The 15,932-nt window shown below is 37.3% G+C and carries 13 protein-coding genes; 3 read left to right on the forward strand and 10 right to left on the reverse strand.

The window, feature by feature from the left end; all coding sequences use genetic code 11:
* Positions 1-21: 21 nt before the first annotated feature.
* On the forward strand, positions 22-936 hold the full coding sequence (locus tag BLT95_RS07925; protein WP_089665567.1) for a NifU family protein: 915 nt from the start codon (positions 22-24) through the stop codon (positions 934-936).
* A 62-nt stretch (positions 937-998) separates the two neighbouring features.
* Here BLT95_RS07925 and BLT95_RS07930 read toward each other — a convergent pair whose 3' ends face one another.
* A complete protein-coding gene (locus tag BLT95_RS07930) occupies positions 999-3,269 on the reverse strand; it encodes an inorganic phosphate transporter (RefSeq protein ID WP_089665568.1) in 2,271 nt (756 codons plus the stop codon).
* A gap of 182 nt (positions 3,270-3,451) precedes the next feature.
* Between BLT95_RS07930 and BLT95_RS07935 the strand changes: the two genes are divergently transcribed.
* Together BLT95_RS07935 and BLT95_RS07940 are read left to right on the forward strand one after the other, a co-directional pair.
* Positions 3,452-5,500 (forward strand): thioredoxin domain-containing protein, encoded by a 2,049-nt coding sequence (locus BLT95_RS07935; RefSeq protein ID WP_089665569.1) that lies wholly within the window; start codon positions 3,452-3,454, stop codon positions 5,498-5,500.
* 72 nt (positions 5,501-5,572) lie between these two features.
* Positions 5,573-6,436, forward strand: a complete 864-nt coding sequence (locus BLT95_RS07940; protein ID WP_089665570.1) for a mechanosensitive ion channel domain-containing protein — start codon at positions 5,573-5,575, stop codon at positions 6,434-6,436.
* A gap of 10 nt (positions 6,437-6,446) precedes the next feature.
* Here BLT95_RS07940 and tsaB read toward each other — a convergent pair whose 3' ends face one another.
* The 9 genes from tsaB to BLT95_RS07990 form a co-directional block, all read right to left on the reverse strand.
* On the reverse strand, positions 6,447-7,106 hold the full coding sequence (gene tsaB / locus BLT95_RS07945) for a tRNA (adenosine(37)-N6)-threonylcarbamoyltransferase complex dimerization subunit type 1 TsaB (protein WP_089665571.1): 660 nt from the start codon (positions 7,104-7,106) through the stop codon (positions 6,447-6,449).
* An 11-nt stretch (positions 7,107-7,117) separates the two neighbouring features.
* On the reverse strand, positions 7,118-8,404 hold the full coding sequence (locus BLT95_RS07950; protein ID WP_089665572.1) for an efflux RND transporter periplasmic adaptor subunit: 1,287 nt from the start codon (positions 8,402-8,404) through the stop codon (positions 7,118-7,120).
* Between the two features lie 4 nt (positions 8,405-8,408).
* Positions 8,409-9,845 (reverse strand): TolC family protein, encoded by a 1,437-nt coding sequence (locus tag BLT95_RS07955; protein ID WP_089665573.1) that lies wholly within the window; start codon positions 9,843-9,845, stop codon positions 8,409-8,411.
* A 62-nt stretch (positions 9,846-9,907) separates the two neighbouring features.
* A complete protein-coding gene (locus BLT95_RS07960; RefSeq protein WP_089665574.1) occupies positions 9,908-11,026 on the reverse strand; it encodes an efflux RND transporter periplasmic adaptor subunit in 1,119 nt (372 codons plus the stop codon).
* A gap of 26 nt (positions 11,027-11,052) precedes the next feature.
* Complete coding sequence (locus BLT95_RS07965) at positions 11,053-12,315, reverse strand: ABC transporter permease (protein ID WP_089665575.1); 1,263 nt, start codon at positions 12,313-12,315, stop codon at positions 11,053-11,055.
* Between the two features lies 1 nt (position 12,316).
* Positions 12,317-13,561: an ABC transporter permease gene (locus BLT95_RS07970; protein WP_089665576.1), complete on the reverse strand. Its 1,245-nt coding sequence runs from the start codon at positions 13,559-13,561 to the stop codon at positions 12,317-12,319.
* Positions 13,554-14,255, reverse strand: coding sequence for an ABC transporter ATP-binding protein (locus BLT95_RS07975; protein ID WP_089665577.1), 702 nt, complete (start codon positions 14,253-14,255; stop codon positions 13,554-13,556). The genes BLT95_RS07970 and BLT95_RS07975 overlap by 8 nt, the downstream gene beginning before the upstream one ends.
* A gap of 406 nt (positions 14,256-14,661) precedes the next feature.
* On the reverse strand, positions 14,662-15,201 hold the full coding sequence (locus BLT95_RS07985; RefSeq protein ID WP_089665578.1) for a DUF420 domain-containing protein: 540 nt from the start codon (positions 15,199-15,201) through the stop codon (positions 14,662-14,664).
* The gene (locus BLT95_RS07990; protein ID WP_089665579.1) at positions 15,198-15,932 is read right to left on the reverse strand and encodes an SCO family protein; all 735 of its coding nucleotides are present in this window, start codon (positions 15,930-15,932) and stop codon (positions 15,198-15,200) included. Before BLT95_RS07990 ends, BLT95_RS07985 begins: the two co-directional genes overlap by 4 nt.

Genomic DNA, 15,932 nt, shown 5'->3' on the forward strand with positions numbered 1-15,932 from the left:
ATTTTTGTCAAAAATTTTGAGATGAAAGATTTCACTATCAACATAGTAAGAACTACCACGCCTTCCATTGCTAAATTTGAAGCCGATAAATTTCTTACCCGTCACGAGAACTTTGAATTTAAAAATATTGACGAGGCGGCAAGATCTCCTCTAGCACAACAATTATTCTATCTACCCTTTGTAAAAACGGTTTATATCGCCCAGAATTTTATAGCGATAGAAAAATATGATATTGTTGAATGGGAGGATGTAGAAAAAGAAGTAGCAGATCAAATTGAAACCTATCTTAATAAGGGCGGCGAAGTTATTAAAGAAGTAAAGACTTCTACAGGAAAAGTTCCTGTAACGGTCTATGCTGAAAGTACTCCGAATCCTGCAGTGATGAAATTCGTAGCCAATAAAAAACTTGTGTTACAGGCTTCAGAATTTAAAAATATTGATGATGCTAAAAATGCACCCTTAGTTCAGAAACTTTTCCATTTTCCGTTTGTAAAAGAAGTTTTTATAGATGAAAACTATGTTTCGATCCAGAAATATGACATGTCAGGCTGGGAAGAAATCACCATGGAATTACGTGAATTTATAAGGAATTATATTGAAGAAGGCAACGAGATCTTAAATGCAGAGACCGTAGAAGCTTCAAAAAAATCTGCAGCCGATCAGGAAAACAACACTGCCAGTTATGAGCACCTGGATGACACTTCACAGCAGATCATAGCTATCCTGGATGAATACATTAAGCCTGCAGTTGCAAGTGATGGAGGAAACATTTTATTTGACAGTTATAATGAGGAAAATAAGACAGTAAAGGTTATCCTTCAGGGAGCCTGCAGTGGGTGCCCTTCCTCTACCATGACTCTTAAAAGTGGTATTGAAACCATGCTAAGAGATATGTTAAAAGATAAAGTAGCATATGTAGAAGCGGTGAATGGGTAATACTTAAATATTGCAACCAACTATACTTAAGAAAAAAATCCCTTGAAAAAGGGATTTTTTAATTAGTAACTAGTAGTTCTTGCTTCGTTATAAAACTCCTGGAACAATTGAAGTAAATTCATGGTTGAGCCTATAAGATCTTTGGTTTCCAGTAATATCCCGAAATATAATTTTGTGTTTTTCGGACTCGATTCTGAAGTACGAATTCTTTGAATTTGCTTCTGAATTAAATCACTTACATAATCCATTAATTCCTGCTTCTCATTCAGCAGATTATTGATATTTCCGAATTCATGATTATCAAAGGTTTCGGTGATCTCATCAAAGAGGATCTGCATCTTGTCATCTACTTTTTTAAGATCCCGGATCTGATTAAATTTCAGGTTTTTGTGATTATTATGAACGTGATTATAGCTGTTTCTGGTTATGAATCCTATTGACTGAACCATATCCTGAAGATAATCTAGCGTGAGAATATAGAATTTACTGGCTTCAACCGAATCTTCGTCCAGCGATTTAATAAAATAAAAGATATTATCTTTTAACTCGTCGACTTCAGATTCCAGCTTTTCAATCTTTTTATAATTTTTCTTGAGTTTACCAAGGTCATAATATCCTAATTGATCTACAGTTTTCGAATACATTTTATTAATTCCGCCAATGACATTAGAGATATTTTCTGAAGTTTCAGAAGTAATTTCATTAATGGTCACGATATCGCTTTTATTAAATCTTTTCTTTGTTTTTTCTTCTTTAGCTTTTCTTGAATGTAATATGCCGCTTCTCACAACCAGAACGATTGCCAGGATAATTAAAACGGCCAGGGCTATGGTACCGCCAAAATAAATGATGGCCGCAAAAATAGCTGCAGCTGTAAATGCAACTATTGCCGTCACAAACCAGCCCCCTACTACATTAAGTACTCCTGCAACCCTGTAGACTGCACTTTCCCTATCCCAGGCTCTATCGGCTAAGGAAGTTCCCATTGCAACCATAAAGGTTACATAAGTTGTGGAAAGTGGAAGCTTCATGTTTGTACCAATAGAAATTAGCACACTGGCCACTACAAGATTTACAGAAGCGCGAACCATATCGAAAGCAGGTGCATCGATTCTTCTACTTTTATGGGCCGCATCAGGTTTATTGAATTTATTATTAATTTTTACTTTCATCCTTTCCGGAAGAATAGTAGAAAATGCATTCCCAAAAAGCACAGAATATCTCACAATCCCTCTGGAAAGCCAGTTAGGCTCAAAACGCTCTACACTATCTCCCTGTCTGGACAAATTTATCCCTGTATCTACTACGGAGCGTGCTTTGCTGGAAAACCACAATGTAATTACCATAATACCTCCGGCAGCTACTAATAATAACTCGGGAGTTGGAACACTTCCCGATAGGCCTGTCATTTTAAATTGCGAGGGTAGAACCCCGGTAGTCTCATACGCAGTTTGCCAGAGATCGAAGGACTGCCAGGCAGCTATGGGTACGCCTATAAAGTTCACAAGGTCATTTCCTGCAAAGGCCAGTGCCAATGCAAAGGTTCCTATAATAATGATCGTCCTTAAAATATTGATTTTAAGCACACTCATAAGAAACTGAGAAATTGCTGTAAAAACTAAAAAACCAATTAAGACGATCACAAAAGTATGGGTATTGATATACTCCATGGTTTCCTCTGGAATATACGATACACTTTTAAGGCCTTTTATTACAATAAAATAAAGAATCGCCGTTAGGGAAACCCCGCCAAATACAGCACCTACATATTTTATTTTTTTCTCAAACTGGAATGAAAAAACAAGCCGTGAAATATACTGAACAATGGCACCGATTAGAAAGGCTATAACCACCGCCATTAAGATCCCTACAATAATTTCTGTAGCCTTGGACGTATTAATATATTCTGTTAGTTGCGCAAGATTACCGTCACTATCTCTATATATTTTTATTGCTGCCATGCAAACGGCCGCCCCCAATAATTCAAAGACTATAGAAACCGTAGTGGATGTAGGTAGTCCAAGGGAATTAAAAAAGTCTAAAAGCAGAACATCTGTAATCATTACCGCCATGAATATGATCATGATCTCTTCAAAATAAAATTCACCGGGTAAGAAAATTCCTTTCCGAGCAACTTCCATCAAACCGCTCGAGAAAACTGCTCCCACGGCTACCCCAATACTGGCAACGATAAGGATGGTTCGCATAGAAATTGCTTTAGAACCAATTGCAGAATTCAAAAAATTAATGGCATCGTTACTTACTCCTACTACTAAATCTGTAATCGCAAGGGCCAAGAGGGCCACTAACATTACCAGGTAAATGTCTTCCATAGATAAATCGATTATCAACCAGTAAGATTGAAATATAATTTCACAAAGTCTTGAGCCTTAAAGTTATTAAAAGATTAATAATATGGAGCTTATTTAAGCTTGTCTTATAATATTAGTAATTTTAATAGTTTAATCACTAAATTCTATTTTACCAGAATATCATTTTAATCAACTTTCTATTTATGAATTATGATAATAAAAAGCATACAAACGAATTAATTCATGAAAGTAGTCCCTACTTACTGCAACATGCGCATAATCCGGTAAATTGGAAAGCATGGAACGATAAGAGCTTAGATGAAGCCCAGGAAAACAACAAATTACTTCTCATTAGTGTTGGATATTCAGCATGCCACTGGTGTCATGTAATGGAACACGAGAGTTTTGAGGATGAAGCAGTAGCTGAAATAATGAACTCCAATTATGTGAATATAAAAGTAGATCGGGAAGAAAGACCAGATGTAGATCAGGTATATATGAACGCTGTACAAATCATGACGGGAATGGGAGGATGGCCAATGAATGTAGTGGCGCTGCCCGATGGACGACCAGTTTGGGGTGGCACCTATTTCAAAAAAGAACAATGGATGGATGCCTTAAAACAAATTTCCTATTTATATAAATCCCAACCTGAAAAGTTAGTAGAATATGCTGAAAAGCTGGACCAGGGTCTAAAGCAACTTCAAATAATTGAACCCATCAAAGAAACTCATAAGCTACACCGGGATTTTTTTATTCCTATAATAGAAAAGTGGAAGAAATCGTTCGACTTCAATAATGGAGGTTATCAAAGAGCTCCAAAATTCATGATGCCTAATAATTATAAGTTTCTAATGAGGTATGCATTCCAGAATTCTGACGAGGATCTCATGCAACAGTGCCTTCTTACTTTAAACAGAATCTCATGGGGAGGCGTGTATGATCCAATTGAAGGTGGATTTTCAAGGTATTCTGTAGATGAGAAATGGCACGTTCCTCATTTTGAAAAAATGCTTTATGATAATGCACAATTAGTTCAGCTTTACTCCAAAGCTTATAAGATCACTAAAAATGACTGGTACAAAGATGTTATTGATTCAACCTTAAAATTTATTAATGCTGAAATGACGGATGAATCCGGTGCATTCTATTCAGCTTTAGATGCCGATAGCGAAGATGAAAATGGCAAAAAAGAAGAGGGTGCTTACTACGTTTGGACAAAAAATGAGCTAAATACCATTCTTGACCTGGATTTTGAACTATTTGCAACCTATTACAACATTAATAACTATGGAAAATGGGAAGCTGAAAATTACGTATTAATAAGAACCAAAACCAGAAGTGAATTAGCTTCAGAATTCAATATTTCGGAGGATGAGTTAAAAAACAGGATATCCAATTGCCATGAGAAACTAAAAGTTGCCAGATTAAAAAGAAAAAAACCAGCCCTGGATGACAAATCCCTGACCTCCTGGAACGGAATGATGATAAGCGGATATACCGAAGCACACAAAGCTTTTGGACAAGAACAATTTCTGGAAACGGCAGAGAAAAATGCCAGTTTTATTCTTACTCAACAGATCCAGACAAATGGCCGATTATACCATACCTACAAAAAAGGAAAAAGTTCTATTAATGGATATCTTGAAGATTACGCGTTTGTTATCACTGCATTTTTAGACCTTTATGAATCTAAATTTGAAGAAAAATACCTGCATCATGCCCAGAATCTAATTAGTGTTGTTGAGGAAGACTTTCAGGATAAATCTTCGGGATTATTTTTTTTCAATTCCATAAAAGACAGACAACTGGTGACAAAAACCATCGAGATCAATGATAATGTAATTCCTGCTTCCAATTCAGAAATGGCTAGGAACCTGTTTCGTTTTGGAAAATTAACCGGTAATTTAGAATATGTGAGAAAAGCAGAAAAAATGCTTCAAACCATTATGGATAAGATTTCAGAGTACCCGCAAGCCTATTCCAACTGGCTTGATCTCATGCTGAATTTTACAAATCCTTTCTTTGAAATTGCTATTACAGGAGGAAATTATAAAAAAATGGCTAAAAGTTTTCAAGATGATTACCTGCCAAATATAGTTCTTGCAGCAACCAGTTCTAAATCTGATATGAACCTCCTTAAAGATCGTTTAGTGAACGGCAAGGATCTTATCTATATTTGCACTGAAGGTTCCTGCCAGCTTCCTGTAGAATCAAAACATGAAGCTTTGCAGCATATATCGCAAGTTTAACAAAATTTAAAGAGGAAATAAACTCTATTTTTTTACCATTAGGCCTTAAATAAAAAAACGAACAAAAAAATTATGGAAAAGCTGGACAGCTGGGGCGATATCGCCAAAGAGTATGGAGCCAAATTTATTGATTATCTACCTACTCTTCTTGGAGCAATTGCATTGCTTATTGTTGGACTTTGGGTTATTAAGTTAATTGTAAAGTACCTAAAAAAAATATTCGATAAAAAGGATTATGATCCTACTCTTGAAAAATTTACAGTAAACGCTGCAAGCTGGGGTTTAAAAATCATTCTATTTGTACTCGTAATCACTCAATTAGGCGTGGAAAGTGCATCTCTGGTCGCTGCAATTGGTGCCGCTGGTTTAGCTATTGGTCTTGCATTACAGGGGTCACTAGCCAATCTTGCCGGGGGTGTTTTAATTATTGTTTTAAAGCCATTTAAAGTTGGTGACTGGATAGAAGCACAGGGTGTTTCTGGTGGTGTGGTGGAGATTTCCCTTTTCTATACTAAAATAGACACTTTTGGAAACCAGAGAGTGGTAATCCCTAATGGTGAATTAAGTAACGATAATATTACCAATTACAGTTTCAACAAAACCAGAAAAGAGGCTCTTACTTTTGGAATTTCTTATGACGATGATATTAAGAAAGCGAAAGAGGTCCTTACAAATATGGTAATGGAACAGGAAAAAATACTAAAAGACCCTGCACCACAAATCATTGTGCATTCTCTAGGAGATAATTCGGTAAATTTTTCAGTTAGGTATTTTGCTGAACTGCCTGATTTCTGGGATCTACACTGGTATATGATTGAAGAAGGTAAAATTAGACTTGAAGAGGCTGGAATGACAATTCCTTACCCACAAAGAGATGTATATCTTTACGATCAGACAAAAATGAAAGGAACAGAAAGGGAAAAAAAATCTGAATAAGATTTACTTTTTAACCAATAATAAAGTCCTTTAGATAATAGGGCTCAAAATAAGCGACATCTTCGGTGTCGCTTTTTTGATGCTTGTATTCTGCAAGTGTCGCCATTTCTTTAGCAGATGGAAATTTCTGCTTATAAAAAACAGCATTTTTATGCTGGCAGATTTCTTCAAATTTCTCTACTCCATTTCCTATAAAGTGCACCTGGGATGTCTCTAAGTATTCAGCAAAAGAATTTTCATCCAGGATCTGCGCTTCGGTATCTCTAAGCTGTTTCATTTTTGAATCATACACAGCAGAATAAACCTCCATTCTTCTAGCATCAAGCATAGACACAAAAATACCAGTTTTACCTTTTAATTTATGTGATAAAAGATCCAGTGTTGGAATGGAAATAAGCGGAATATCAAGGGAGAAACACAATCCTTTAGCTGCAGATACACCAATTCTTAAACCGGTGTAAGATCCTGGCCCTTTACTTACCGCGATTGCATCCAGATCATTTTTTGTGATCTTCGCCTCTTCTAAAGCTTCATTAATGAATAAATGAAGCTTTTCTGCATGAGAATAATTCTTGCTGTTATCTTCTTTTAATGAAAGTAATCTACCATCTTTTGCTATCCCAACAGAACAATTGGTAGTAGCGGTTTCAAGACATAAAATAATTGCCAAAATTCACAAATTTAGTCAGTTTCTTCTTCCTCTTCTCCTTCTTTCTTTACTTCAATATCGTCCCCAGAATCCAAACTTTTGGTCACAGTGCTATAAGGCCCGGTAATTACAATATCTCCTTTTTTAAGACCTTTCTTGATCTCAATATTTGAGTCGTCCTGAATTCCTGTTTCTACAACGCGAAGTTTAGCTTTTTCGCCATCTTTTACAAACACACATTCAAATTTTTCTTCCTCTCCATTAGTGTCTTTTTTTACAGAGAATGATTTTTTAGTAGACGTAGTGTCGCTCTTAATTACTATAGAACTTATTGGAATTCCAATCACGTTCATCCTTTTGTTGGTAATAATATCTACTGTCGCCGTCATTCCAGGTCTGAAAGGCGAGTAATTCTCAGATTTACCTTCCATTAGATCTGTATAAGATTCTTTAAGAATACGCACTTTGACTTTAAAATTCGTAACCTGATCTGTTGTTAGTTCATTATCGGCTGTATTTGAAATTTCAGTAACAATTCCCTTAAATTCTTTTCCAAGGTAAGCGTCTACCTCAACAATAGTAGAGTCACCTGTAGACACCTTTACAATGTCATTTTCATTTACATCTACCTCAACCTCCATATTTTCAAGGTTGGCTACACGAAGAATTTCAGTACCTGCCATTTGCTGTGTCCCAACCACTCTTTCACCTAATTCAGCATCAAGCTTGGAAATCGTCCCGCTCATTGGAGCATAGATATTGGTACGGCCAAGATTATCCTGAGCTTCTGTAACCGTAGCCGCACTACTTTGCATGCTGTAATAAGAAGATTCTTTATTAGCTTCGGCCATTTCATAATTAGAAACGATTCCGTCCCACTCGGCCTTAGAGATCACTCCTTTTTCAAACAGGGTTTTATTTCTGTTATAATCTGCCTGTGCCTGCTTTAAATTCGCCTGAGTCTGCGCATAATTGGCTTTGGAATTTTGAAAGCTCGCACGGGCTCTTTGTACATTAGACTGATAAATATCTGGATTTACCCTAACCAAAAGATCGCCTTTTTCAACGGACTGTCCTTCCACAATCGGAAGTTCAATAATTTCTCCTGAAACTTCAGAAGAAAGCTTTACTTCAACCTCAGGCTGAATTTTCCCTGTAGCCGAAACAGTTTCGGTTATGTCTAAAGGCTCAATCTCTGTGATCTCTACCTCTTTTACATTGGCAGATTTACCAAACCAACCCGCTTTTTTACCAACTACCAGTAATACAATCAAGGCTACTACAACCCCAAGAATGATGAAAAGTTTCTTTTTACTCATGTAATTAAAATTTTAAATCCCTAACCGGAATCCCAAAATAAAGTTCTACAACCTTCAATTTAAATATATAATCGTATTTCGCCCTTAAGGCTTCTCTTTGTGTATTCTCGTATCTAATTTTCGCCTGACTAAAATCAAAGGCATTGGTAAGTCCTACATCATAACGTTCGGTAGCATATTCAAAAGCTTTCTTTTGAGCTTCTGAAGCGACCAAAGCTGCTTCATAAGCTTCAAAGGCGCCTTTAGCATCAGTAAACGCCTGGTAAACATTGGCTTCAAGATCGAGTTCTGCCTGCTCTAACTGATATTCGGCACGTTTTACATTGATCTCATTCCTTTTCACCTGATTTCTGGTAGCAAATCCATTAAGAACAGGCACGTTTAACTGGAAACCATAGTTTATACCATCATTTCTGTATAATTGTTCAATAAAAGGCAGCGGACTACCTATATTGGGAATTGTATTGGGCGCTACTACTATGTCCTGCGTTGATTCTACAACCCCGATTTGTCTTGACGGTTCATTAGGATCTAAGGAAGAGCCGGTAATTCTTGGCTGGTTGGTTTCCCTTGTATTATAATTGAAAAATGCATTTAAGGTTGGAAGATAGGCTCCTTTCGCCAGTTCCACATCTTTTTCAGCAAGCTCCATATTAGCCTCTGCGATCTTTATTTCTGAACGTTCTTCTTTTGCTCTATCAATTACATCATACACTGTATTTTCAAGAATCTCATTTCCGAATACATTGTAATCGCGATCTACAATATCAAAATTTTCATAATCCTGGATCGCCAGAATTTGAGCAAGATTTATTAATGAAATTTGTATCTGATTTTCAGCAAGGATCATTCGTTGCTTTTCATCAGCCATATTAGCTCTAATTTCCAAAAGATCACCCTGAGGCAGTACTCCCGCGTCCACAAGATCCTGAGTTCTTTGAAGTTGCTCCTGGGTTACCTCATTTTGAGCGCGAAGCACTTCAAGGCTTTGTTTGTTAAAAAGTACCTGCAGGTAAGAATCTGCTACAAATAGAGCAATATCATCTTCCATCTTGTCTAAAGCATATTGATTGGAAAGCTTTGAAATACGAGCTCTCTGGAGTTGCTTAAAATTTCTAAGACCATCAAAAATAGTAATCCCGGCACTTACCCCTGCAGAAAAATTTCTATTGGTTTGATTCACAAGAATACCAGTGGTAACATTTTGAGTTAAACCCGTATTCCATGAGTTAGATGCCTGTGTATTGATACTTGGAACAAAGTTACCAAGGGCATCTCTTTTTTCTATATCTGAAACCTCAAGGTCTAGTTGAGATTGTTTTACCTGTATATTGTTCTCCAGTGCATAATTTACGCACTCTTCTAACGTCCATTCTTTTTGTTGAGCATTTATCTGGCTGCAGAAAAGCAATACAATGGCAATTAAACTAAAATTCTTCATAATGGTTATTCTGTATGATATGTCTGTAAAATGTGCAGGTTGTTACACCCGGAATAATATTTCTAGTTTTGAGCGATATTCATGGCTGGTTTAATCTGGTTCCAAACCTTGATCTTATCTCCTTTTTTTACTCCGTCAAGCACCTCTACATTAATACCATCACTTACCCCTAGCTCAACATTTTGCTTTGTAAATTCCTGATCGCCCGTCATCACTTCAACAAAAGGTTCTTTTGTTTCTGAATCGAATTGCACCAATGCTTCTTTAATGGAAAGCACATTATCTGCACGTGCAAGAATAATAGAAGCATTAGCACTGAGGCCGGCTCGAATAAACGTTGTATCAGCCTTATTCAAAGTTCCTTTTATCTCAAATTGGATAGCTCCATTTTCTTCGACTCCCTTTGGTGCGATATAATCCAGTACCGCATCAAAAGATTTATTTTCAATAGCTCCAACGGTGACCTCTAAAGGAAGGTCTTCCTTAATTTTCCCAACTTCACTCTCATCAACTTTTCCTTCAAAGATCATCTCATTTACATCTGCGAGGGTGGCAATGGTTGTTCCATCATTAAAATTGTTACTTTCAATAACCTGGTTTCCTGTCTTTACCGGGACATCCAGCACCATCCCTTCCACGGTAGATCTAATTAAAGTATTCGCGGCACTTCCAATACCACTAGTGGTACCGGTTCGAACAATTTCGTAGTTCTGCTGCGCCGATTTATAATTTTGCTCAGCTCTTTGAAAACTTACCTGTACCGCGTCAAAGTCGTTAGCAGAAATGACTCCCTTATCATAAAGAGCCTTTTGTCTTTCAAATTGCTTTTTTTCGTTTTCAAGATTTATTCTGGCTGTCGCCACAGCATCTTTAGCACTCTGTAGAGAAGATACATTAGGAATAACCCTGATCTTTGCGATAAGATCCCCAGCCTTAATCTTGTCTCCTGCCTCGATATATATTTCATCTATAATCCCTGAAATATTTGGTTTAATAAGCACTTCTTCTTTTGGAACTATTTTCCCGGTAGCGACCGTTTTCTTGATAATAGTTTGCTCAGTAGGCTCTTCAGTTTCATAAACTACGGGATCTTCCTGATTTTTTTGATACAAATAGTACAGGGCTCCAACAAAAGTCACAGCGATTAGCACTAAAATTCCGATGGTTACAAATTTTTTCATTTTTTGATTGTGTTTCTATTTACTTTTTATTCGGTACGCAAAGCATCAACAGGTTTTACCTTTATCGCATGCTGTGCAGGGATTAGACCGGCCAGTAAACCGGATATTATTAAAATACTTAATGCTATTATTACCACACCAAGGTTCACTGATGGGTTCAAAAACATCATTTCTGAAGTATCCATACTATCAAGCTGCAGGTTCACAAGCCATATAACTCCGGTTGCCAGAATAATTCCAGACATCCCAGAAACGATAGTGAGAAATATTGACTCCATCAAGATCTGACCTCTTATGGACCAGGGTGTGGCCCCTAGTGCCCGGCGCACACCAATTTCATTCGTCCTTTCCTTTACCACGATGAGCATAATATTACTAATTCCAATAATTCCTGAAAGCAACACCAGGACGCCTACAAAATATGCCACCGCTTTAAGGGCTACAAAAAGTCCGTTTACTTTACTAAATTCCTGATAAAGATCGAAATTACCTACAGCCCTGTCATCTTCCGGATGAATACTATGACGGCTTTTAACGATCTCTATGATTCTATCTTTAAGATTGGTAATAGACGAGCCATCCTTTGCGGTTATAGCCATCCAGCCAACTTTATTTCCACGGTTAAATGCCTGCGAAAACGCGGTAAAAGGAACATATATCTCCTTCTGCCCCTCTTCAGCATCCCCACCCCGACTCTTTTTCTTATAGGTGCCAATAACCATAAAGTTCACGCCGTTTATTTTTATATAGGTTCCCAGCGGATCTTCCACTTCATCGTATAATGCAGACTCTACCCCGTCTCCAATGATCGCTACCTTGCGTTTTCCATTAATATCTGAGTAATTCAGAAACCGGCCTGAAGTAATATCCATGGTTTCCTGCTTAATAATTTCAGGATAATCTCCATAGACATTAAAAGCTCCGGTATTCAACCCTCTAACTACATTATTTTCGCCGCCAAAACCACCTAACTGATTTCTTGGGGACACAAATCTTAATCCCGGAACCTGTTCTTTAATGGCGGTGACATCTTCAATCTCAAAACTATAACGCCTGCCTTTTGGCATACCTTTATATGGTTTTGAAGCTACCTGCGTCCACATGAACATGGTATTCGTGGCTATCCCACTAAATCCCTGCTTCACTCCATTTTCCAGGCCTCTACCAGCAGCTAGAAGAATTACAAGGATAAATATTCCCCATAACACTCCAAAAGCTGTTAAAATGGTTCTAAACCAGTTTGCGGTTAAGGCTTCTAATATTTCTTCCCAACGATCCCTGCTAAACATATTACTCGTCTCTTAAAGCTATTATGGGTTTAATTCTCGCGGCTCTCCAGGCCGGGAAAAATCCTGCCAATGCACCCGCTACTACAAGAATCACAACTGTATTTATAGCTACAGTAAAATTCACCGTTGGATTATAGATATATTGCGTTTCTATTAAAGGCCCAACAAACTCCAATAGGGCAAGACTGAAAATTAAGCCCAGAAATCCTGCAATGGCAGTTACAAATATTGATTCATGTAAGATCATTGCTATGATAGACATGGGCTGAGCCCCTAATGCCTTTCTAATTCCAATTTCACGGGTTCTCTCTTTAACTATAATGAGCATAATATTGCTTACCCCCACTACTCCGGCTATTATGGTACAAATGCCCACACCCCAGAAGAAGTATCTTATCATATCCATGAGAGTGAAAAATCTTTTGGCATTTTCCAGAGTATTATTGATATGAATAGCACTATTATCATCTGGCGCTACTATATGTCTGCTTTTAAGAAAAGACTCAAGCTCAGCTGAAAATTGGGTAGATACAGCAACTGCCTCGTCAAAACTTTCTTCTGGTTTTAAAGTGATATATAAGCGGTCTATGTTATTCCCACCTCCAAAAGCTTTCTGAGCGGTTGTGATTGGGATTACCGCCCTGCTCTCTTCTCTATCGCCTCCAGGATCTGTGTAAACCCCAACAATTTTAAAGTTAACCCCGGATACCTGCACTATTTTACCAATAGGATCCTCATCTTTAAAAAGATCAAGTTTAACCCTATGGCCAATGACCATGGTCTTTTCAGAATTATTGATATCGTTTAAATCTATAAATCTCCCGGCAGTAAGGGATATATTTTCTAGTTGCTGGTAAGCCGGGAAACTACCACGTACATCGTAGGAACCTGACTCCCTGCCATAATTTAAGACCATTCCCCAGTTTTGAAAAGTAGATGCAGAATTATCTATCTTATCTCCATACAAAAGCAAAATCTGGTTAAAATCATCGTTCTTCATTTGAATGCGCCTGCCGGGATTAAGGCCTTTATACTCCTTTGAAGTAACTCCAGGAAAAACATAAATTAAATTGGATGCATCCTGTTCAAATTCCCGCGCAATCCCATTTCTCATCCCTTCACCAATACCCAGCAGAATCACTAAGATGAAAATTCCTGAAGCTACAGAAAGCCCCGTTAGAAAAGTTCGTAATTTATTTTTACGTATGGTTTCAAAAATCTCGTTCCACCTATCTATATCAAACATTTTCCAGTGCTCTAACTTGTGAAACTACGGTATCTTCTATAATAACACCATCTTTAAGATTAACGATCCTTTTCGTCATCTGGGCAATGTCATGTTCGTGAGTTACGACCAGAATGGTTCTTCCATCATCATTGATCTGTTGAATAAGATCCATAACCTCATATGAAGTTTTAGTATCAAGCGCACCTGTAGGTTCATCGGCCAATAGCACTTTTGGATCACTGGCAAGTGCCCTGGCAATGGCCACTCTCTGTTTTTGCCCTCCGGAAAGCTCATTTGGCAGGTGCCCCGCCCAATCTGCCAAACCTACTTTTTCGAGATAACTGTTTGCCCTGTCCATTCTTTCACCACGAGCGAAACCCTGATAATATAAAGGCAGTGCAACATTATCCAAGGCAGTTTTATAAGAGATCAGGTTGAAGGACTGGAAGATGAATCCAAGGAATTTATTCCGGTATTGTGCTGCTTTTTTTTCATTTAAATTCTTGATAGGCACACCATCAAGAACATAAGAACCTTCATCTGCCTCATCTAACATTCCCAGAATATTTAGAAGGGTAGATTTACCTGAACCGGAAGACCCCATTATTGACACAAGTTCACCTTCCTTGATATCGAGATTAATTCCCTTGAGTACATGCAGGGAATTAGCACCCATCTTATAAGATTTGTGAAGATTGGATATTTCTATCATGATTGATGGTTATTAAATAGAGAAATGACTCACTACTTAATAAGACTATCAAAAAAATAAAATGTTACAGAAATTAATTAAAAACGTTAAAACTCTTTAAGTTAACATCGCCTTTAAGATTTGGAAGAAGATTTCTTCTTTATTTTTCTGGAGCGGTAAATGTAGTATCCAACCCCGCCTATCAATAAATATGGGAAAATCATTAAATAAAGAATACCGTCATTTATACCTTTCGCCGTGCTTTGATCGGCCTCGCTTTGTAAAACTGCTCTACACATAGAACATTGTGCTTCAGCAAACCCCGGGACTAAAAGAAGGAGTAAAAAAATTATTCCTATATATTTAAAATTCTTCATCATCATTTCACTCTCTAAGGACGCTTAAAATTAAGCAATTAGACACAAAATTAATAATATGGCATCATAAATAGAAATACCAATACACCAGTTACCGCAACGTATAACCAAATAGGAAATGTCCATCTCGCTACTCTGGCATGTTTATCATATTGCCCACTCAGGCCCCGGTACATGGTAAATAGTACTAAAGGAACAATTATACCAGACAGAACGATATGGGTGATCAATATAAAAAAGTAAATATATCTCAAAACACCCTCGCCCCCATAAGGCACCGGCTCATTACTGATTTTTGAAAGCACATAGCTAACTAAAAATATCACTGAAAGCGAGAAAGCGGTGATCATTGTATTTCTATGCTCAAGATATTTCCCGGCTTTCATAAAAAAGAAACCTATAATTAGCAATATTGCAGTTAGAAAATTCAAGATTCCATGAAATAACGGAAAAGTAATGGCATCTGTTCCAAAAATATTATATCGCTCCGGTAGTAGCATTAAAACCAGGACAATCACAGGTACAGCGATTGAAAGACCAATTATAACAGGTACAGCTACCTTATCAGATGATTGTATGCTTTTTTTCAAAGTATTTTTTTTATGTCTTCAATTAACAGTTCTATTTGAGGTTCTTCTTCTCCACGTGCCACCGATTTATTCCTTTCGACGGAACCTCTGTAATAAATCATAGGATTTCCAAACTGATCTTTTCTCGATCTAATGTACCCTTCCTTATCAACCAGCGCAAACATCCCCTGATGAGCAAAACCTCCTGCAGCCTGAGCATCTTCCCCGGCATACAAACCAAAACCTTTATTGGCCAGTTCATAGATTTTCGCTCTATCTCCGGTCATCAAATTCCAGTTAGGGTGATCTATTCCATAACTTTCAGCATAATCAGCAAGAACTTCCGGAGTATCATGCGCAGGATCTATAGTAAAAGAAGCAATCCCAAAATTATCAGTATCTTCAAACTCATTCTGAATCTCTACGAGATTTTTATTCATTATAGGACAGATCGTGGGACAGGTAGTAAAGAAAAATTCAACCAAATAGACCTTCCCTTTATAATCTTCATTTGAAACGGTATCTCCTTCCTGATTGATGAATTCAAACTCTGGTGCCTTTTTCTTTTTACCGTTGATCTCTATATAAGATAAAGCCTCACCTGGATCTTTAGCTTTCTTCTCTCTTTGCTGATTTAATCTATCTGAAGAAACTACTTCGTCATCATTAATTCTGTCGATGATCCTCGGGATAAAAATTATTCCGAAAACCAGAATTACCAGTGAAATTCCTATATATGAGTAATTTTTCAT

The organism is Gramella sp. MAR_2010_147 (assembly GCF_900105135.1).
GTDB lineage: Bacteria > Bacteroidota > Bacteroidia > Flavobacteriales > Flavobacteriaceae > Christiangramia.